The sequence below is a fragment of the Sediminispirochaeta bajacaliforniensis DSM 16054 genome (genome assembly GCF_000378205.1).
GTDB classification, from domain to species: domain Bacteria; phylum Spirochaetota; class Spirochaetia; order DSM-16054; family Sediminispirochaetaceae; genus Sediminispirochaeta; species Sediminispirochaeta bajacaliforniensis.
In genome coordinates, this window is the sequence record NZ_KB899417.1 from 39,534 (window position 1) to 61,091 (window position 21,558).

14 protein-coding genes are annotated in these 21,558 nt (G+C 50.0%); 11 read left to right on the forward strand and 3 right to left on the reverse strand.

Annotated features, from left to right (window positions below):
- Positions 1-1,266, forward strand: coding sequence for an ABC transporter substrate-binding protein (locus F459_RS0112240; protein WP_020613015.1), 1,266 nt, complete (start codon positions 1-3; stop codon positions 1,264-1,266).
- Positions 1,267-1,289: 23 nt separating this feature from the next.
- Entirely contained in the window at positions 1,290-3,659 is a 2,370-nt protein-coding gene (locus F459_RS0112245) for a glycoside hydrolase family 3 C-terminal domain-containing protein (RefSeq protein ID WP_020613016.1), read from the forward strand.
- Here the strand turns inward: F459_RS0112245 and F459_RS0112250 are convergent.
- The gene (locus F459_RS0112250) at positions 3,643-4,524 is read right to left on the reverse strand and encodes an AraC family transcriptional regulator (protein WP_020613017.1); all 882 of its coding nucleotides are present in this window, start codon (positions 4,522-4,524) and stop codon (positions 3,643-3,645) included. The two genes, F459_RS0112245 and F459_RS0112250, sit on opposite strands and share 17 nt — an antisense overlap.
- A gap of 286 nt (positions 4,525-4,810) precedes the next feature.
- Between F459_RS0112250 and F459_RS0112255 the strand changes: the two genes are divergently transcribed.
- From F459_RS0112255 to F459_RS0112295, 9 genes are all read left to right on the forward strand, one after another.
- Entirely contained in the window at positions 4,811-6,196 is a 1,386-nt protein-coding gene (locus F459_RS0112255; protein WP_020613018.1) for an extracellular solute-binding protein, read from the forward strand.
- An 85-nt stretch (positions 6,197-6,281) separates the two neighbouring features.
- Positions 6,282-7,169, forward strand: a complete 888-nt coding sequence (locus tag F459_RS0112260; RefSeq protein ID WP_020613019.1) for a sugar ABC transporter permease — start codon at positions 6,282-6,284, stop codon at positions 7,167-7,169.
- A 43-nt stretch (positions 7,170-7,212) separates the two neighbouring features.
- Positions 7,213-8,025, forward strand: a complete 813-nt coding sequence (locus F459_RS0112265; RefSeq protein ID WP_245540167.1) for a carbohydrate ABC transporter permease — start codon at positions 7,213-7,215, stop codon at positions 8,023-8,025.
- 3 nt (positions 8,026-8,028) lie between these two features.
- Positions 8,029-9,099, forward strand: a complete 1,071-nt coding sequence (locus F459_RS0112270; RefSeq protein WP_154651680.1) for a GntR family transcriptional regulator — start codon at positions 8,029-8,031, stop codon at positions 9,097-9,099.
- Positions 9,083-10,549 (forward strand): CehA/McbA family metallohydrolase domain-containing protein, encoded by a 1,467-nt coding sequence (locus F459_RS0112275; RefSeq protein WP_020613022.1) that lies wholly within the window; start codon positions 9,083-9,085, stop codon positions 10,547-10,549. Before F459_RS0112270 ends, F459_RS0112275 begins: the two co-directional genes overlap by 17 nt.
- Position 10,550: 1 nt before the next feature.
- The gene (locus tag F459_RS0112280) at positions 10,551-12,638 is read left to right on the forward strand and encodes a DUF5054 domain-containing protein (protein WP_020613023.1); all 2,088 of its coding nucleotides are present in this window, start codon (positions 10,551-10,553) and stop codon (positions 12,636-12,638) included.
- Positions 12,635-15,718 carry an alpha-mannosidase gene (locus tag F459_RS0112285; RefSeq protein WP_020613024.1) on the forward strand — a complete coding sequence of 1,028 codons (3,084 nt, stop codon included), beginning with the start codon at positions 12,635-12,637 and terminating at the stop codon, positions 15,716-15,718. The genes F459_RS0112280 and F459_RS0112285 overlap by 4 nt, the downstream gene beginning before the upstream one ends.
- 118 nt (positions 15,719-15,836) lie before the next feature.
- Positions 15,837-18,173, forward strand: coding sequence for an FAD-binding protein (locus F459_RS0112290; protein ID WP_020613025.1), 2,337 nt, complete (start codon positions 15,837-15,839; stop codon positions 18,171-18,173).
- Positions 18,174-18,217: 44 nt separating this feature from the next.
- Positions 18,218-18,796, forward strand: coding sequence for a TetR/AcrR family transcriptional regulator (locus F459_RS0112295; RefSeq protein ID WP_020613026.1), 579 nt, complete (start codon positions 18,218-18,220; stop codon positions 18,794-18,796).
- A gap of 94 nt (positions 18,797-18,890) precedes the next feature.
- Here F459_RS0112295 and F459_RS0112300 read toward each other — a convergent pair whose 3' ends face one another.
- Both F459_RS0112300 and melA read right to left on the reverse strand, forming a co-directional pair.
- A complete protein-coding gene (locus tag F459_RS0112300; protein WP_020613027.1) occupies positions 18,891-20,165 on the reverse strand; it encodes a family 4 glycosyl hydrolase in 1,275 nt (424 codons plus the stop codon).
- Complete coding sequence (gene melA, locus F459_RS0112305; RefSeq protein WP_020613028.1) at positions 20,162-21,556, reverse strand: alpha-glucosidase/alpha-galactosidase; 1,395 nt, start codon at positions 21,554-21,556, stop codon at positions 20,162-20,164. Before melA ends, F459_RS0112300 begins: the two co-directional genes overlap by 4 nt.
- Between the last annotated feature and the right edge of the window lie 2 nt (positions 21,557-21,558).

The window sequence follows — 21,558 nt, forward strand, 5'->3', positions numbered from 1 at the left end:
ATGAAAATAGCTAAGGGTCTATGCCTAGTATGCTTTGCAGCGGTGTCGCTTTTGCCGCTCATGGCCGGAGGTCAGGCCGATTCGGCGCAGGCTTCAGGTGGGAAGACGACGATCTTTCTCTCTCAGAGCAAAATCGAGATTGATCAGGCCCTTCGTGATGTAACTGCTCGCTACAGCGAGTTGCATCCGGATGTGGAATTTGTCATCGAGTCTTTGAGTGACAATTATACGACCAGCCTTCGTACCAAATTCGCCGGAGGCGAGGCCCCGGATATCTTTATGATATTGGGTGGTTCGGAACTCGACCTCTGGCAGTCGCGTCTTGAAGATCTCAGCGATCAGCCCTGGGTTTCCGACATGGTGCCGCTGGCAAAAGAGGGCATAAGTACCGCTGACGGTATGGTGTACGGCTTTCCCGTATCGGTAGAGGGCTACGGCTATGTCTACAACAAACGGCTCTTTGCCGAGGCTGGCATCACCTCGGTCCCGAAGACCTTCACCGAATTACAGCGTGCCGTTGAAAAACTGAAGCAGGCGGGAATACAGCCCCTTGCAGGTACCTATATGGATTGGTATCAGGCGGGAATGTTTCTGGTGAATATGGGAATTGCCAGGCAGCCCGATCCCCTTGCCTTCATACAGGGCCTGAACGATGGAAGCGAAACTTTTGTCGGAAACGAAATCTTCGAGGAGGTTGCCAATTTCATCCTCTACGATTTCTCTCAGTGCGAATCTCCCCTGAACACCGGCTTTAACCAGCAGACTGCCCTCCTGTACAGCGAATCTATCGCCATGACCCTTGGCGGAAACTGGCTTCAACCCTCCATTGATAGTGCAAACCCCGATATGCAGGTCGGTTTGATTCCGATGCCGATCAGCGACGATGTCGCAAGCAACGACAAGCTCTATGCCGGTGTTACGGGATACTGGGTCATTAATAAAGAGTCTCCGGCGAAAGAAGAGGCGAAGGCCTTTCTTACCTGGCTCGCAACGAGCGAAGAGGGACGGAAAGCGATGACGGACCAGCTCCTTTTTATCCCGGCCTTCACAAGCTTCGAAGCAAATCCCGACAAGGTTGGGGCCCTGAGTTCGGATCTCTCCCGCTATGCAAGCCAGGGGAAGGTCTACGGCATCTACAATTCCATGTACCCGGCCGGTGGGGCGGAATACTTCGGAAATGCGGTCCAGAAGCTTGTGGCGGGAAAGCTCGATGTCCCCGGCTTTCTCGAAGAGCTGCAAACACGCTGGGATCAGTTAAAGAGATAGGATAAAGAAATAGGAATAGAGGAATGACGGGAACAAGAGCAATCGAAACGATCCTTGGGCAGATGAGCCTTGATGAAAAACTTCGCTTATGCACCGGTGACGGGCTATGGCATACGGCGGCATTCCCGCATCTCGGGATTCCCGCTGTGCTGATGAGCGACGGGACCAGCGGAGTACGGCTGCAAAAAGAGTCTAAAGAGCCTGATGATGCCAATTTCGCCTATAATGCGATCAACAGCAGCTTCGACAGCGATGAGGCTCTGACCTGTACCTATGTCGCAACCTGCTTTCCCTCCGGATCGACGATCTCTTGTTCCTGGGATACCGGGCTTATACAGGAGGTGGGCCGGGCCATTGCCGAGGAGTGCAGGGCCCTGGGCATCCACCTTCTGCTGGGGCCCGGAATTAATATCCGCCGGCATCCCCTCACCGCGCGTAATTTCGAATACTATTCCGAGGACCCCTTTCTGACCGGCCGCATGGGTGCGGCCATGGTGAAGGGGCTTGAGGAAAGGGGGGTGGGTGCGGTCGTCAAACACTTTGCCTGCCATCACAGCGACAGTAACAGAACCAGGGTTGATGAAATCTGTGACCGTCGTACACTCCACGAGATATACCTTGCCGCCTTTGAGCATATTGTCACGACGGCCCACCCTGTCGGGGTGATGAGCTCTTACAACAAGATAAACGGGGTCTATGCCTCTGCAAACCATTGGCTTTTGACTGAGCTCCTGCGGGAGCGTTGGGGCTTCGACGGGTTCGTCATCAGCGACTGGGGAGGGGTGACGGATCCTGTGGCCGCTTCAAAGGCGGGGTTGGATCTGCAGATGCCGGAGTCCCTCGGCTCTAAAGCGTATCTGCGTGAGCGTATCCTTGCAGGCGAACTCGATGAGTTGCACATCGACAGGCGGGTGCGTAACATTCTTCGGATGGTATTTCGTCTTGAGGGTATGCGGCAGGAAGGCGGTCAGGTCGACGCCCGTATGCAGCATGATCTTGCCAGAAGGGCCGCCGCAGAGTCTATCGTGCTTTTGCGAAATGAGAACCATGTGCTGCCGCTTTCGGCCTCCTGCGGCACGATTGCCGTTATCGGTGAGCTTGCCCTCTCTCCCCTTTACCAGGGGACGGGCTGCGCGATCGTGAACAGCAGGCGGGTGGATAGCCCCCTCGACTGCATCAAGGAGCAAGCTCCGGCTGAGACAAAGGTACTCTTTAGCCGGGGGTACCTCGGCGCCGGAGCGGGCGACGGCGAGGGCGATGCATCCATGGTGGAGGAGGCGAGGGCCTGTGCCGCCTCCGCCGATATCGTCGTGTGCTTTCTCGGAAGCTTTTTACCTCCTGAATCCGATCATTACAATCGTGAGCATATGCGTGTTGAAGCGGGACATGAGCGAGTGCTGGAGGCCGTGCTTTCCACGGGCAAGCCGGTGGTCGCCGTCCTGCAATCAGGCGATGCGGTTGAGATGGCCTGGAGCGACCGGGTCGATGCACTGCTGATGACGGGATTCGGCGGTGAAGGTGTGGGAGATGCGCTTGCCAGGGTACTCTTCGGATCGGTCAATCCCAGCGGCAGGCTGCCGGTAACGATTCCCAAAAGTCTCCGGCAAACCCCCGCCTTTACCAGTTTTCCCGGTGACGGTTTCAACCTTGTCATCGGTGAAGGCATATTTACCGGTTACCGTTACTATGATTACCGGGGACTGGACCCCCTTTTTCCCTTCGGCTACGGTCTCTCCTACACCAGCTTTACCTATGCTGATGTGAAGCTCTCTTCCGAAACCATCAGGCTGCCTGGATCTCTTGAAGTAGCGGTGGAGGTGGAAAACAGCGGTGAGTTCTTCGGAAAAGAGGTTGTTCAACTCTATCTTTCGCAAGGCTCTCCATGCATACCCCGCCCGGTACGGGAATTGAAGGGCTTTGCAAAGCTCTCCCTTGCCCCGGGAGAGAAAAAACGTGCCTGCTTTACCCTGTGTGAACGTGATTTTTCCTATTTCGATGAAAGCCGAAATAGTTGGGTCATCGACAGCGATACCTTTCGTATCGAGATCGGTTCTTCAAGCCGGGATATCAAGGCCTCTGCCCCGGTCCGGATTATCGCCCCTCCGAAGCCCTCACGGATGCTGACTGCGGAAAGTGGCTTTTCCGAGATCCTCGAGAATGCGATAAGCCGGGATATGCTTTTCGATTTTCTCGTCGACCAGGGAATCATCACCAGATCCGATGTAACAGAAGCCCTCGAACATGCCTTACGCAAAAGTTTCTGGGGACTTTACTCGTATCTCGATATGAATACGGATGGCAGGGTCTCGCCCCCCATGGTCAGGGCCTTGACCGGGGCCATGAACCGCGCCATCGAAGCGGCCGCACAAGGCGTTGCTAATAGAGGCCGATAACGAATTTCTTGTGATCAAGATTGCTCACATGCTCGTGATTCTTACGGTATTGGAGTGGAGTAATGCCATACAGCTCTTTGAAGCTTTTGATAAATGCCCTGGTGTCGGGAAACCCCTGTTCCAAGGCAATATCGATGATCGGCATGTCTGTAGTGATAAGTTCGATGTAGGCGTAGTACATGCGAATGCTGGTGAGATAGTGTTTGAAGGTCGTTCCCATGTTGTTTTTGAATATACGTGAAAGATGCTCCCTGCTGATGCCCATATGCTGTGCAAGCAACTCAAGGGTGATGGGCTCCTGATACTGTTTGTCGATAAATCTGATGATCCTTTCACACTGCTGCAGATTACGTTGCGATAGAACATTGCAGTGGGGATAGCTGCTATCGCTGTAGTAGTTTATCAGTAAAAAAATAATCCGGTACACAATGCTGTTGAGCATGAGCTGATAATTGGGAATTTCCTCTCTGCGGACGAATATGGCATACATTTCATCCATGGCCTCTTTCAGCTCGCGATACGTTTCTTTCGTTCCCCGATCCAGAGAGAAGGTGAGGAAATCTATGTTTTCACACGCCTTCTTGAGGAATTCATGAGGGAAAATGATGGAAAGGGCATCGCTGCGCTGGGGCTCACTGGTCTCGCAGGCATGCACATTCCCCGAGTTGATAAGCAAAATGTCACCGGGCTTCACCGTGAAAAGACGATTGTTGATCCTGTATCGGTAGGAGCCCTTGAGGACCATGGTGATTTCCAAGCTGAGATGCCAGTGATCGTACACGTGATACACTTGATTTTCCGAGAGAAGATATACCCAAGCTAAAAGCGCTTTCGGGGTCTTGATTATCTCATGCTCTGTAGCCATATAGCATGCACCCCTCTTTACTATAGCAAAGAAGCGTTGTTGTAACAAGTTCACGAGTTTGGGGGATTGGGGTAAATCAAGATGCCGGACTAAACAGAATCTGCATCGAAATGTAACCGTATATTTACATAAAATATAAAAAAGTAATAAATTTAATAATAAATATAATCTATAGTCTTAATATATTTTTGTTATACAAGCAATTATTTTATAACATAAAAAGTATAATAATAATTTGACAATAATATAAAACGGTCTGATAATACGAGACCTAAGGAGAGGTGACATGAAAAAACAGCTATTTTTACGTAAGGGCTACGTGTTGGTGCTGCTGCTTGCGGCATGTGCCCTTAATCTTTGGGCGCAAGGAGAGAAAGAAGAAGAGAAGGTGATTTGGGTTACCTCCGTTCAGGGCGGCCGGGAGCCTGAGGAAAATGTTCTATTTGAGAATGAGGTCAAGCGTCTGTCAGGGGTCGAGGTATCCATGATCAAACCGCCTTCCAGCGAGTACAGCACAAAGCTGACCGCGATGTTGGCAACGGGAGAGCCCCTTGATATTGTCTACATCGATTCTTCCCTGATGGTAAGCCTGAAAGACCAGGATCTCTTTGAACCACTTACCGATAGGATCGAAGCATCGAAAGTCTTGCATGATCCTTCGGTTATCGATCCGGCGGAATGGGAGCGCATCCGTGATAAGGACGGAGAAATCTACGGGGTATTTAATAAATTTGAGCAGGGAACCTTACCGATTATCCGCTACGATTGGCTTGAAAACCTGGGGCTGGAAGCGCCGACCACCTTGGATGAATACTACAGGGTACTAAAGGCGTTTACCTTTGGTGATCCCGACGGCAACGGAGAAGACGATACCTATGGCCTCGTCGTCGGTTATAGCCTTTACGACCTCTCGAGCCTCTTCGGTGCCTACGGCCTTGCCCGGGGGTTTGTAAAAGATGAGACGGGAAAACTTTACTCCCCGTATGCGACGGAAGCAGCAATTCCTGTTTATGAATTCCTGGCCAGATTATATCGAGAGGGAATCCTCGAACCGAATTTCATTACGAATAAATCTTCCAATTTTCGCGACATGTTCATGACCGGCAAAGCCGGTATGACCTTCTACTGGGCCGCATGGGTGGGCCTGTTTAATCAGACGATAAAGGCTGAACGGCCTGATTCTCCGTTCAAGGCCAGAGGCATTACCCCTCCCAAGGGGCCTGACGGAACCATCATGTGCCGTGCGGGAAACGACGGCCTTATGGCCATTCCACGGGTATCCAAACATAAAGATGCGGCATTCAAGGTGGTTGAGTTCTGGCATACTTACGATGGAAATATCCTCTCGACTTTGGGCATAAAAGACCATGACTACACCTTTGAGAACGGGACCTATGAGCTGACGGAGGTCGGCAAGGCCCATGCTATGGACCACGGAGCTCCGCAGCCGAAATCGCTTGCCTGGGTAAATCCTTTTGGCGAGTTGGAAGGATTTGAGGAGGCGGCCGAAATTGTCAGAACATATGGAAAGCCTCAGTACGTTACCGCATACGACAAGCAGTGGGAAGAGATCTCGCGGGCGGAAGCCGCTAAAATCATTCTGGGAAAGATTTCTCCTGAAGAGGGAATCGCAAACATGAATAAGCGCTTTGAACAAGAAGGCATATTCTAAATATCAAAATCTCACGTACCACCTTACTGTAACGCAGTGTGCTTGTTTTTTTGAGCACACTGCATTGCACTATAAAGGAGAGGATATGAAGAGGCGGAGTGCATTACAGCAGCAGTTCAATCGATATAGGGTACTTTACCTCATGATTCTTCCGACGTTGCTTTATTTTATTCTTTTTTCAATATTTCCGCTTGCCGACGGAATCAAGATGAGCTTTCAGGATTTTCGTTTCGTCGGAGCAAGCTCCTTCGTCGGCATAAAAAACTACCAGAAAATGTTTTCAACCCCGGGCTTTTGGAACGTCTTCGGTAATACGCTTATCCTCGGCTTAAGCAATGTTGTTCTAACGGCCTTTGTTCCCATGGTTATTGCCTTGTCTCTGAATGAGGTGGTGCATTTGCCGCTCAAACGGGGCTTTCAGTCTATTCTCTATTTGCCCCACATTCTTTCGTGGGTTGTGGTCGGAGGAATTTGGACCTTCATTCTTGCGCCCGGCGGATTGGTAAATAGCATCGGTGCGATCTTCGGAAAAGAATCGGTATACTTTTTGGCTATTAGTTCCTATGCCAGAGGGCTTTTTATCGGCATTAATCTTTGGAAGCAGGCCGGCTATGTCTGTATCCTCTACCTGGCGGCGATTGCCGGCATCAATCCCGCTGTTTATGAGGCCGCCCTGATAGACGGTGCCAACGGATTCCAGCGGGCCTGGTTCATTACGATTCCCGAACTGGTCAACACCTTGAAGGTCGTTCTGCTGCTGAACGTTATGGGGGCCTTACGGATCTTCGATCAGGTGTATGTCCTGCGAAATGAGGTTATAGCCGAAAAGGTAGATGTTCTTATGTACTATGTTTATATCCATGGTTTGGAGAAATTCAATATCGGATATGCATCCGCAGTCTCTATCTTTATCTTTTCAGCTACCTTTGTTATTACCCTGCTTGTGAGGAAGGTTTCGAAATACCATGTCTAACTACCATATGTTCCGATCAAGAAATATATTTCTTTTTTGCAATGTGCTGTTTCTCACGCTGCTCGCCATGACCATGATCGTTCCCTTTTTGAATGTTCTGGCGGTTTCATTTTCGACGGATCTCGAATCATATGAAAATACGGTTAAGCTGTTTCCCAAGACCCTGAGCCTCAGCGGATATGCGAACCTCTTTCGGCGTGTCGCCATCCTTACGCCCTTATTGAATAATGCCTTTGTAACGGTAATCGGTACCCTCTCCCATGTACTCCTATGCGCCATGGCCGGTTTTGTTCTGATCCGCAACACCTTTCCCGGCAAGGGCCTTGTGGTGCTTCTTGTCACGATTCCGATGATGATTCCCTTTCAAATGATCATCATTCCGGTCTATGTGACCATGAAAAAGATCGGTCTTATCGATACCCTTTGGTCTCTGATCCTCATTGATATTGTTTCGACCTTCAGTATCTTTCTGATGAAAAACTATTTCGAGGGAATCCCACGCTCCTTGGAGGAGTCCGCAATTATAGAGGGAGCAAACGAATGGATTGTTTTTTCCAAGGTATATCTGCCCCTGGCAAACCCGGGAATAGCAACGATAGCCATCTTTCAGTTCGTCAGCAGATGGAACCATTTCCTTCCTGCAGTTTTGTTCATCAACTCAACGAAAAAATATACGCTTCAGATAGCTCTGAAAAGCCTGGTTGTCTCTTCCGAGCTTACCAGTACGACGCAATCCGTTGCCAATAATGCAAGGATGGCCGGTATCGTTGTCTCTGTCATCCCTTTGCTCATTGTGTACATCTTTGCGCAGCGCTATTTTACAACGGGTATTATGGTCGGCTCGGTAAAGGAATAGATGATGAAGAAATATGAACAGGTTGAACACTATATTCTCGAGAAGATCGAAAGCGGTACGTTTCCGGTCGGAAGCAAGATTCCTTCCGAAGATGAGCTCATTGAACGGCTCCAAGTCAGTAGAAATCCTGTACGCCGTGCCCTTGAAAATCTGATGAAGGATGGGGTTGTCTATAAGATTCAGGGAAGCGGAAGTTTCGTCAAGGATGTTTCCATACCTCAGGCGATAGACCTTTATGCCATTCTCCCATCCGAAAGTTTCAATCTCGAGTCAGCTATCATCGAGGGTATGAGAAAGGCTCTTGACGATAATCACCATAAGCATGTCCATCTGATCCTTCAGCGTCCGGGAAAGAACACCATGGAACAGATCGACATTCTCAATCTCATCCCGAAGGATCGTAAGGGGGGGATTATTTTTCTACCCGCCGTTTCCGTCAATCGCGCCGCCAATCGTCTTCTTGCCGCGCATATCAGAAAATTCGAAAAGGCGCAATTTCCGGTTATTCAGGTGGACAACTACATTCCGGAGTATGAGGGCAACTACATCATCACAGATCATCGCAAAGCGTCCTGTCAGATGACGGAATATCTTTTATCCATGGGGCATAAGCATATTGCGGTCCTCTATCAGAATCAGCATAAGCCGTCGGTGAAACTTCGGCTGCAGGGAATCAAACAGGCGTATGAGCAGCAGGAGATAGCTCCGACCATGCTGCACCGCTTTGATCTTTCAGGAAAACCCATTACCAGGGAGTTCGTCGAAGAGCTGCTTGAGAGCGGCTGCAGTGCGGTTTTTGGACTTGAGTGCGGTTTTATCTACGATCTGTATCGACAGTGCCTCTCTATGGGACTGGAGATTCCCAAGGACCTTTCTCTCTGTTCATTCGACAACCATAGCTATCCCCCTTCAGAGCGGGATTTTTTTGCCGCCGTCATTCAGAAGCTCAATACCATCGGATACTATTCCGTGCAAATACTGCTTGATTTAATCAACAAGAAAACCCAGGGCAATATCGAATTGCTGATCAATGCACAGCTACATCAAGGACGAAGCATTGGAAAAATTACTTAGATATGCCGACTACCATTTCCATACTGCGTATTCGGATAACAGGGACCGTGCCACGATACGGCAGATGGTTGATGCTGGATTGGCCCGCGGCATTACGGCATTCGGGACAGGTGATCACAACCATAATCTCAGCCTCGAAAGCTGGACGCGCCAGCAGGCCGAAACGAGAAAGCTGAGAAGCCTGATTCCTGATGTCTCCATTGTAAATAATTGTGAGATCACCTTTCGAATCGGCCATGCCCTCGTTATTGAGCCCTCCCGTATCGAAGGTTCCGCACGAGAGGGGTTTTTCTATCTCCTATCCGGCCAGAAGCGACATCTCGTTATTGTAAACCATCCATATCTTCCTTCGGATAGGTTCAGGGGCACCTTTCTTCCCCGTGTGGCAGGTATCGAGGCCATAAACGGCTCTACACTCAGGAGCTTGTTACGGGAAGGGGTACTCGATGCCTGGATCGAAGATGAGTCACCTGATTCTCTTATCTCATACCCTCATGTCGCCTGCTATGCCGCGTATCTCGATCGGGGCTTTCCTGTGAGTGTTCTTGGAAACAGCGATGCCCATACCGTCGATGAGATCGGCCTTGGGGTTACCGGTTTCATCGACGAGAGCTGCAGCACGAGTATCCGCAATTGGAACACCTTTGCGGCGACGGATACCGGGATCGCACTCCATTGGCGTTTCGACAAAGAAGGGGGGAGGGTGGACTACAAGGCACTTTGCGACGGTGGACCGGTCCCTGTCCAGTGGTATCGGGGCTCCCAGCCTCTCGGTTTCTTTCCTGCTACCGGTTCCCTGACCCTTACTACGCCGGGACTATATTGGTTTGGATTTCACCGCTATACCCGCTTTGCGCTCTCCTCGCCCATTGCCGTTGGTGAGCCTCCCTCTCTTTCTGGAGAAGGAGGTTACCATCACCTGTGGGCCCTCTATTATAACTGTGTGAACGAGGAAAAGGTCTCCCACCCCACCTGGTTCTACGGTTCCGAAAAGACCCGGTTCACAAACCGTGAAGGTGCAGAGGTCTCTGTGACATTTACTTTTGTCGAACATGATGTGGTCATTGATAAATCCGGGCCATTATCCATTCTGGATGAGCTTTATCTTTGGCTTGATCGTAATGAGATTCATGAATATCGATTTCTCGATCTGCAATACCGACTTGAGCGGGAGACCTTATCGGTAAAGGCCCACCTGATACCCAGCCTCCTGATCGAAGATAGACAGGCCGCCCATTGGTACCAGGAAGCGAGCGATGCCATCCGCACGATGCGGGAGCAGGCAAGAAGCGCCGCAATCTATATAGATGTGCTTCCGCTCTTCCGGCTTGAAACAGCAGCGTCTGATTTGGTGGCTGAAGATCCTGTCTATCATGTAACCAGCCATATCGTGTCGGATGCAGGAACCGGCAGCCTTACTCAGAAATTCTTTGATGATATACAGGAATAACATGGACACCACGAAGCAAACTCACGTTCACATCGTTTTTAAATCGCATCTTGATATTGGATTTACCGATCTGGCTCGACAGGTCGTTGATCAATACCTCCATTCGTATATACCGGCGGCCCTCGAATTGATTGAGATGCTGGAAGATATTCCCGATGTCGATTTTTCCTGGACCACCGGATCCTGGTTGATCGAGCGCTTTTATGCATCTGCCACAGCTTCCTGGAAATCTCGACTTGAGAAGGCGATAGCCGCACATAAGATTCACTGGCATGCGCTTCCCTTTACCATGCATAGCGAACTTGCCACGGTGGATTTGTATAAGGAGGGGCTTGAAATCTCAAAAGAGTTGGACAGGCGTTTTGATAGGCACACCATTGCTGCGAAATGTACGGATGTACCCGGCCATACGAAGGCGATTGTTCCTTTACTCAAGGCGTATGGGATCGAATACCTGCATATCGGTATCAATGCGGCCTGCTCTCCCGCGGAGGTCCCGGAACTTTTTCGCTGGCACGCTGCCGGAAAGGAGATCATTGTCAATTACCAATCGGGGTACGGAAATATCACCGAATTTGATCCTGCGCATACAGTCTTGTATTTTTCACATCAGCACGACAATGAGCGGCCTCCTTCGATTGGGGATCTGAAAAAGTTGTATGAAACAATCCGTTTGCGATATCCCGATGCCCGTATCACCGCTTCGGATCTTTCAAGCTTTGCAGAAACGATTCTTCCCTTTGCCGGGGAGCTTCCCGTAGTAAAGGGCGAAATCGGTGATACCTGGATTCACGGCGCCGCTTCCGATCCCTTAAAAATGGCGAGGTACCGTGCCCTGGCACGTTCTATTCCACAAATAAGAGAAACGGGCGATCCTGGAGAACAGGATTTCTCAAGGACCCTGCTGCTTGTCCCTGAACATACCTGGGGTATGGACCAGAAGCGATTTCTTCCCGATTTCGTTTCCTGGAGCAAACCGGCGTTTCAAGCCGCCAGGAAGCGTGATCTCATACCGCAAGATACACTGCAAGAGGGTGTGCTAAGCTATACAAAGATTCCGCTTTCCTTTTATGACGAGCTCAAAGGCCGGCTGAGTTATCGCCTTTTCGAGCGCTCATGGAAGGAGCAGCGAGACTATCTTGAGCAGGCGGTGGCGGCCTTGCAAACCGATCGTGCCCGGGATATAGCCTTAAAGGCCCTGAGAGAAACGGAGCCGAAGTGGCCGGACAACAGGGGCTTCACCCATTCGGAGGAGAAAAGAAGTTTTTCTTCGGGGAAGTGGCAGATTGAGGTCGACGCTGCAACGGGGGCCCTGCTTCGCTGTTATCATGGCGGCTCACGGCTTGAGCTTGCATCCCCCGGGGAACCCTTTTGCCGATACCGATACCATGTCCACGATCACAGGGAGTTTTCCCGGTTCTTCTCCTCCTATCTTCTGCCCGACGAGAGCCATCATGAGTGGTCTCTGCCCGATTATACAAAGCCGGGCCTCTCCCGGGTCGTCGACCTACGATCTCTTCACTTCCTTCCTATTCGGGCCACCATATGGTATCGCGAGGGTGAAGAGTGGTTCACGCTTCATGTATGTACGCAGATGCCCGGGGAGGCGGTAGAGAAGTACGGGGCGCCGGCGGAGGTGGCTCTCTCTTATCAGTTTAGCCACAGAAAACCGACCTGCCTGGTGACGCTTCACTGGAGGAAGAAAGAGGCATCCAGAATTCCTGAATCCTCATGGCTTGAATTCCATCTGCCTATCTGCTTTCAGTCACTCAAACTCTCGAAAATGGGAATGCAGATCGACCCTGCCGAGGTCGTTCGGCAGGGAAATCGAGCTTTGCATGCCATAGACGACCACCTCGATATCACGCTGCGCGACAGGCAGGACCTCTTGCGGGTTTGCTCTCTCGATGCTCCGGTCGTTTCCCTCGGTCGGCCGAGAATCCTGGAATTCGATCGTATGCTTCCCGATCTCCGGCAGGGAATCTTTTTTAATCTGCACAATAATCTTTGGGGAACCAATTTCCCGATGTGGTATGATGATGATGCACTATTCCGTTTCTCCTTTTCGCTGACAGAGGAGCAGACATGAAAAAGACAAACCATACGATCTTTCCTCAGCTTATCGGGGAGCGTATTTCGGCATATGCAAGACGTGCGGCGGAGAAAATGTGGATATTGCTTGAAGAGCCGCAATTCTCGATTCAAATAGGGGCGGCCGAAAGTGAAAAACCGGCGACTCTTCGGTATCGTCCCCTGAGACAGGGAGAAATTTATGCCGAATGGGGCTGGGGCGGCTTGTGGGGATATCTTACACTTCCGAAGGCCCTTGACGAAGATGCCCGCTATCTTTTCCTTCGAATACAGGGAGAGTGTACCATATATCATCGGGGCGTTGCATACGCCGGTATCGATACGGCTCATCCCTATGCGCGGATCCCGGAAGATGCGAGCGAACTCTACATTTGGTGCGGAACCTATCAGACGGGGCTGTGGATGAGAGAGGGGGAAAATCAATTTCCCTCTCCGATCGGAAGATCGCTGGTGTACGGCGGAGTCTCTCTTGTCAAAAAAGATCCCCTGTACTGGGAACTTTACCACAGATTCTCGTTTCTGGACGATCAGGTAGCCACGCTTCTGGCTGAGTATGGAATCAGAAATAAAACGAACGAATACCATACAACGCTTCACCGCATACCGCCGGGCCTTAGAAGCGTGCTGCAAGCCGCTGCAAGGGCCCTTGATATCTATGATCGCTGCGGAGCATCCGAGGCCTTGGAAGCGCTTCGCTCCACGGCTGCCTTTTTTCAAAGCGACTTTTTTCCCGGTCGTATTGCCGCCGTGGGAAATTCGCATCTCGATTTGGTATGGCTCTGGCCAAGGTCGATCACACATAAAAAGAATATTCATACCGCAAGCACGCTGATCCGGCTTCTTGAGACCTACCCGAAGATGCGTTTCACCTTCAGTCAGCCCTATCTAATCGAGCAGCTAAAAAGAGAAAGCCCGGCACTCTATTGCCAGATGAGGCGCTTTATAGAGAATGGCAGGCTCGAGCTTACCGGTGGGATGTATGTGGAGTCGGATACCCTGCTGCCCTGCGGGGAGGCTCTTGCCCGTTCGTTTGTGCTCGGTCAACAATTCTTCCTTAAGGAGACAGGCGCTTACTCCACCATTCTTTGGCTTCCCGATGTGTTCGGATATAGCCAGTCGATTCCCCAGATTGCCGTCGCTGCAGGCTGCCGTTATTTTTACACAACAAAACTCTCCTGGTCTGCCCTTCATCGCTTCCCCTATACCAGCTTTATCTGGAGCTCCCCGGATGGATCACAACTGATAGCCCACCTATCACAGGTCGGCTATGAATCGCGGGCAAACTGTGGGGAACTTCTACAGTGCAGCTATACCAATCAACAGGCGGGAATCTGGGACACCTCCTTGCTTACCTATGGCTTTGGGGATGGTGGCGGAGGTGTTACCGAGGAGCAATGTGAACGGATTGCCCTTGCTGAATCCGCCCCCGGCATTCCTGTAACGTATCCTTCACGAGCCGATGATTTTTTCCGGGAGCTTTCTGCGCATGTGGATGATCTTCCCGTCTATAAAGGTGAACTCTATCTCGAATATCACCGTGGCTGTTATACCACTGCCCGCACGATGAAATCTGCATATCGGAGTGTGGAGAGGGGCTTGCAAACCCTTGAGGCCGCCGCCTGTGCGGCTGAGGGCCGTTATGATACCGCAGCTTTTTGGAAACGACTTGTTTTTATGCAGTTTCATGATGCGCTTCCGGGAAGCAGCATATCTGAGGTCTACAAAGAACTGATTCCTGAGCTCCTTTCGACGGCCGAGGAGCTTTCGCATGAGGCAGGAACCTTACTCGAAGGTGAGGGACAATTCCTATCCTGCTTCAATCCTCATGCCATCGATACGATCCATCCGATTTCCTTGTCGCAAGAAGAGCTTGGGAAAATTCAGAAAAGGGATGGGGGAGCTCCCTGGCAGCTGCTTTCTGACGGCTCTTCGGTCTCGCTGCTGCATTTGGAGGCTTTGGAGGGCAAGCGGATAATCCTCGATTCGAAACCTCTCGATTCCACATTGCCGGAGAACGCACTGCAGACCGATCCCTATTCGGTCGCGTTGGACCAGGTGCACGTGGAATTTTCCCGGGAAACCGGAATGCTTGCGGCTCTTGAAATAGAGGGTATACCGCTTCTGGTTCATGAAGGCTTTTTCTCGTTGCACGCAGACCGTCCAAGCGATTTTGAGGCATGGGAGGTCGACTATCATAGCTCCTGCGGACAGAGGGTCGACGCTTTTTGCTCCCTTACCGTAACTGAATCGGGGCCGCTGATGGTTCAGATTACATCCTCAATGGCGATCGGTGCGGAAAGCAGCATGGATCTTCATTACACACTGTACAAGAATCTGCCCTATCTGTTTATTTCCCTTGACATCGATTGGCGTGAGCGTTATTCCCTCCTTTCGTATATCATTCGAACCGGATATAAGGGGCAATGGGGACGATTCGGAACGCCTTTCGGCAGTATCGATCGCTCGGCCCAGAGCGGTCCGACGGAACACGAGGCCCATTGGGAGGACCCGGCAAGCCGCTGGGCGGCAATTACCGATGGCATGGGGCGAGGACTTGCCGTGATATCAGAATCTACCTATGGGTGGCGGATCAGCGATGGCGATCTTCGCCTTTCTCTGATTAGGTCTGTTCACTCTTTCGACGATAAGAATCCCGGCGTTCCGGCCGACTTTCCCGATATCGGCCGTCATACAATTCGTTTTGCCATCGGTACATATCGAGGCCGCTGTTCGAACGGCCGTCCGAACAGTGCGCAGGCCGCCGATCTTTTGTATACTCCTGCATTGATCTTTACCGGCGGCGGGATATCAAGCTTCCTGCACTGGGTCGACACTGGATCCCTAGTTGTAGGATGGATAAAAGAGTGTGAAGAGGCTAACGGGATCATCATACGGTGTCATGAATGTGCGGGCGTGGGAGGGGTCGCAAAACTTTCCTTTTCTTTGCCATACGGGCTTGCAGAGTTTGTCGACCTGCTCGAACGTCCACAGAACGAATTACCGATTGTCCGAAACCAGGTGTCGGTACCCTATAAGCCCTATCAACTGATTTCACTTCGTCTTTCTTACGGGATGTGAGAGTGGGCTCTGAAGCTACTTGTAAATACGATATATGGGTGATAAAATATCGATACATAGTGAATGAACGTTCACTCACTATGTACCAATCTTTATAATGAGGGAGTGGAGAAACAGAATGAGAAAGATAATCTCTTACATCCTGGCGGCTGTATTACTGCTGGCGTTTGCGGGGTGCGGCGGAGGTTCTACAGCGACTGCCAAAGATGGCACCTATACGCCGGGTACCTACACCGCGACTGCAAGTGGGATGGGCACGGTGACCGTCACAGCTACTGTTGATGCAAGCGGCATAACGGAGGTGGTTCTCGACCTCTCCGGCGAGACCGAGAGTATCGGGCAAGTTGCTGGTGATACACTGAAGCAGCAGATCCTTGATACCCAAAGCGAGGCAATAGATGGAGTGACCGGTGCCACCGTCACCTCTTCAGCCGTAAAGTCGGCTCTTGGAGATTGCCTTAAGCAGGCAAGGGGAGACACATCCATAGCTACGGCTAAGATGGCTCCGGGCAGCTATTCCGCCGAAGCCTATGGTTTCAACATAGGCTGGACAGACAAAGTGGCGGTTACCGTCAGCGACAATGCGATCCTTTCCATTGCCTATGGTGACGATTGCGGAGACACACCACCTATGCTGGATACCGTGGAAAAGAGGCTTTTCCCACGTATCATTGAGGCCCAGTCGGTGGGCGTTGATGCTGTTACCGGTGCTACTGCCACCAGCAGTGCTGTCAAAGCGGCGGTAAAAGCGTGCCTGATCCAGGCGTTGGCTGCCGGCGGCTCAGATGAAAGCGCCATCGCAAAATTTTCGGCTGTCCCTGAAAAGAACGGCGGCAACGAGACGCTCAACACACAGGTGCTTGTCATCGGAATGGGCGGATCAGGTACATATGTCGGCCTGCGTGCTGAAGAAGAAGGCGCGGATGTACTTACCATTGAAAAGCAGGGACACTACGGTGGCACCACCGCTTTGACCTCTGAAATCATGTCTATCAATCCTAATCGTATCAAAGCGGCGTACAACAACGGCAAAGACTTCTGTGATGAGGACGCCATGTATAAGGCCTGGCTTGCCTATGTGGATGGAGACGCCAAGGTGGACATGATCGATCTGTTCTTCGCCAATTCCGGAGATGCTCTCGACTGGCTCGCCCTGGATCACGACATCCTCTTCGACTTTGATCCAAAAGTCGGTTTTACGCCCGCAGACGTTTACAAGGTGAAGTTCCAGTGGTACCCCAACACAAACCCCGATGTCCCAGGCGTTTTTGGTGCAAATAAAGCTGAAATTGCCGCCGACTTTGACAAACTGGTTTCGGACTTCACCGCCCTGGGCGGGAAGTATATGCTGGAAACCGAAGCGTATGAGCTGATCTATGACGGAAATGGCAGGGTCACAGGTGCGAAAGCCAAAAACCTGATTGATGGTACCGTGTATACCATCAACGCTGATGCCGTGGTTCTCGCTACCGGTGGTTTTCTGGGCAGCAGTGAGATGACCCAAAAGTATCTCTCCGACAACTATTATCCCCTTAAGGGGGCATGGAATATGTACGGTAGCTATGGCAACGACGGTAAGATGATAGAACATGCCATAGAAAAGGGTGCAGCTACCTATAACATCGGTATGCCGCCTGAAGTGCATATGTCGGGGTCTGCTAAATTTATTCCTGCAAGCTACGGCTATGAAATACATGAAATCGAAGGTGCGATTGGCAGATTCTCCGGCGTGCAGCGCGTCTGGTCGGTTGCCGATTTGCCCATGTACCTGGGTATTTCCGGCAACAGTCTGGCAGTCGGAAAGGACGGCAAGCGTTTTACCGCGGAAACAGGCGTGGCCATGCTCGATCCGTGGATTGCGGGGCCGAACTATTACAGCATATGGAGTACCGACCAGATCAACGATATTAGGGATAATGGCTTTTCGTATGATATGGATGGCGTGGCGGCCGCGTTCTTAGGCTACCTGGGCGCTATTCCACAGGGAACACCTCTTCCTGAAGCCTACGATGTTTTGGATACTGCCATAAAGCTTGGATATGTATATAAGGCCGATACGATTGAGGAACTGGCCAAAAAGATCGGTGTTGATCCCGCCGCTCTGACCGCCACCGTGGGTACCTATAACGGCTATTGTACAGCGGGTAAAGATAAGGATTTCGGCAAAGCCCCCGACTATTTGGAAGCCATCGGCGACGGCCCCTATTATGCGGTCAAGATGGCCAGCTATAGCTACTGTACCTGCGCAGCCCTGGACGTGAATAGCGACCTGCAGGTGCTTGATACCAATGGGAAACCCATCGGCGGACTCTTTGCCGTTGGTGGCGACAGCATGGGAGTGCTTTTCAGCGACAGGAAGCCCTATGTTACATTTGGCGGTGCAAATAACGGCTGGGCGCTTACTTCGGCGTATATCTGCGGTAAGACGGTCGCAGACTATGTGGAAAGCAAGTAATATGAAATAAATCCTTAGGTACGGGAGATAACATCATGCTAATAATGCCCACGGATGATACAAAGACCCGCATTATGAAGAGTACTATCCTTCTTTTTAACGAGTTTGGCCCCATGGCACCTATGTCCAAAATCAGTGAAAGGGCGGGAGTCGCCGGGGGAACGCCATACAAGTATTTTAAAACCAAGGAAATGTTGCTTCTTGAGACCTATTACTATGCTCGTAACAGCGTAGAAAAAATAGGCCGGAACGATCCGCTGGCACAAACATCTGCCGAAGGCATTATCAAAGTCATTATCTTGGACATACTTCGCTGGTCCGCTCTTTATCCGGATGAGCACCAGTACGTGGAAAAGTACGAAGATTCGGTATGCTATAATTATTTCTCTGAGGAATTTGCGAAACTTTATGTGGGCGTAATCAGGGAACTGCATCTTTGGGATCGTATTAGAAATGATGTGCGAGAAGATATCCCCGAAGTAATTATCAGCAGGATTATCTCTGTTCATTGTAGCGTATTCAGCCGCTACATGAGCAATTTTACTATGGACTTGGATGCGCCCGAAACGAAAGCGTTGATGAACGCTTCAGCCGATTCCATTTGGAGCAGTATAAAAAAATAAACCGACGAATCGCCGTGCGCGCTAACCATTTACTCAATCAGAAGATATATAACCCTACTGATGAAAACGTTTTTCATCAGTAGGGTTTGTTTGTCTATTTTAAATATCCAAGATACTCTTTTTGCTGAGATATCACTTCATCAAGCAGCCTTTCGGTTTGAAGAATACTATTGTTGGTGGTATCGACCAGTAAGGCCTGTAGCGCAAGTTCTCTGGACTTTTGAATAGCAGCTTCGGCACAGACCCTGAGAACACCGATTCTGTTGCAAAGTAGTGAAGAAAAGCCCAGGGGCATGACATCATTTACATCGGTACCTTGTATCCCCTTGCCATCTACTGTGCCAGGAACTTCGACGATGGTATCCTCTGGAAGTGCTGATATATATCCTTTGTTGAGAATATTGACTGCAAGCTCTTCGTGACCGTCGTTGGTAAGTATCCCCTCGATAATAGGTACCACCCGCCAGTATTCCTCGGGGAGGGTGCCGGATTTGACTCTGTTGTACATGTCGACTTGGTGTCCAAGGCATTCTTTTTTATAGTTTGTGTAAAAATCCATTACCCCGACATGGTCTGCGACTTCTTGGGCCCAGTGTATATATTCGCTAAAGTGACTGTCTGTTGTAATCGGTATTTTTCCGAAATACTTGATAATGTACATGAACAGTCCTCGTTCCAACGTTCCCTCAAAATAGGGAATTCCTTTCTCCAGAATTTCCGGCATTGCATTACTGCCGTCTTTTCTATAGGTGGCGTCAAGAAGGCAGCTGAAATGATTAAGCCCGCCGGCCCTGATATGAAGTTCTTCAAAGGGAATACCAAGAATCTTTGGCAGATGGATAACAAGGGATGAGACCTCGTGACAAAGACCTACAATGTTTATGTCCGGATACTTTCTTACAACAGCAGTCATTATATTCGTCATGGGATTGCTTAGGTTCATTACCAGAGCATCGGGGCATATATCCATGACATCGCTGCAAATATCCAAAATGGGGGGGATAATTCTAAGTGAATGGAAAATTCCGCCGGGCCCTCCGTTTTCTCCATAGACCTGCTTAATTCCGAACTGCTGTGGAAGGTGCCAGTCCATTTCCCATAATTCATACCTGTCGCCAATCTCGATTGAAATCAATACAAAATCAGCGCCTTTAAGAGCCTCTTTCCTCTCGGTTGTTGCCGATATGGTGTATTGTAACCCGTTGTCACTGATGTACGCCTTGGCGACCTTTTCGACTTCTCCAAGGGCAACATGGTTGATATCGACTAACGCCACTTCACAGCCTTCAAGTACCTTGCTTTTAAAAATATCGCCAAGTGCTCCCAGTCCAAACATGGCGCTTCCCGCACCTATTAATACAATTTTCATACGTTGCCTCGCTTCATGAAATAAGGAATCATTTTGCCGTGGGCCTCAAACATTTCATCTACCATCGGTTTCATATCATCCAGGCGCACCATTGATACCGTTAGCGGATCGAGCATAACGGCATGATATATATGTTGCTTATCATTTTCTAAAACGGCATCGACGGTGAGCATTTGTACGCTGATATTTGTCCTGTTGTAGGCCGCAAGCTGTTCCGGAAGCTCACCGATATAGGTCGGTTGCACTCCGTTCCTGTCCACGAGACAGGGGACCTCGACGCAACAGGATGTGGGGAGATTTGTAATAAGCCCAGTGTTTAAAACGTTTCCGTTTATCGTACTTTTTTCTCCGGAGACCATGGAATGAATGATAAAACCTGCATATTCTTGGGACGTATCAACATGGAGTTCCTCTCCGGATTTGATGGTTTTTTTTACTTCCTCGAACTCTTTAAGGATTAACCGGCACCTCCTTATATATTCATTGACAGGAATCTTGTACCTGTCGATAAGCTTTTGGTCTTTTAGAAAATAGGGACAATATTCGGCATTATGCTCGCTGGATTCCGTTACGTAATAGCCTAACCGGGCAAGCATTTCAAAGCGAACTTTATCCGTTTCAAAGGTTTCTGCCGCACTCTCTTTGAAATTTTCCCGAAACCATGAATCATTTCCTTTGTATTCATACAAATGTTCAGGAACAAAAGACGGGTCCTCATCAATTTTTTGTTTCAGTTCGTTGAGCCGGGGGTACAGGTCTTCACCATTTTGCTTTAATTCCAGGAACCATGCCTGATGATTAATACCAGCAACCTTATACTGCAATTCGTCATACGGAATATTCAGGTATAAGGCCAGCTGCTTGGAGGTCGTCTGAACACTGTGACAAAGCCCCACATAGTTGACCTCGGGGTATTTCTTCCGAACATAAAGGGAGAGCATTGCCATGGGGTTTGTATAATTCAAAAGGACTGCATGCGGGCTGTATGTTAAGATTGCCTGACACAGCTGGTCCAGCACAGGCATTGTCCTCAGTGCTCTGAAAATCCCACCGACACTCATTGAATCAGCTATGGTTTGCTCCATCCCGTACTTCTCGGGAATCTCGAAGTCAATACGTGTAGATGCGAATCCACCTACCTGGACCATGTTTATAATAAAATCGGCCCCTTTTACTGCCTCGTCGATACTATGTGTCGTTTCAATGGAAGCCCTTCCATTTCGCTGTTTGATAAACATCCTTGCGACTTTTTCCGTAAGAGCAAGCCTTTCAGGATCTATATCTTCAAGACAAAAACAGCAGTCCGACAATTCCGGAAACCCGAGAATATCCACCATGAGCTGTTTGGAAAACACCACACTTCCAGCTCCAATTAATGAAATTTTTACCATTG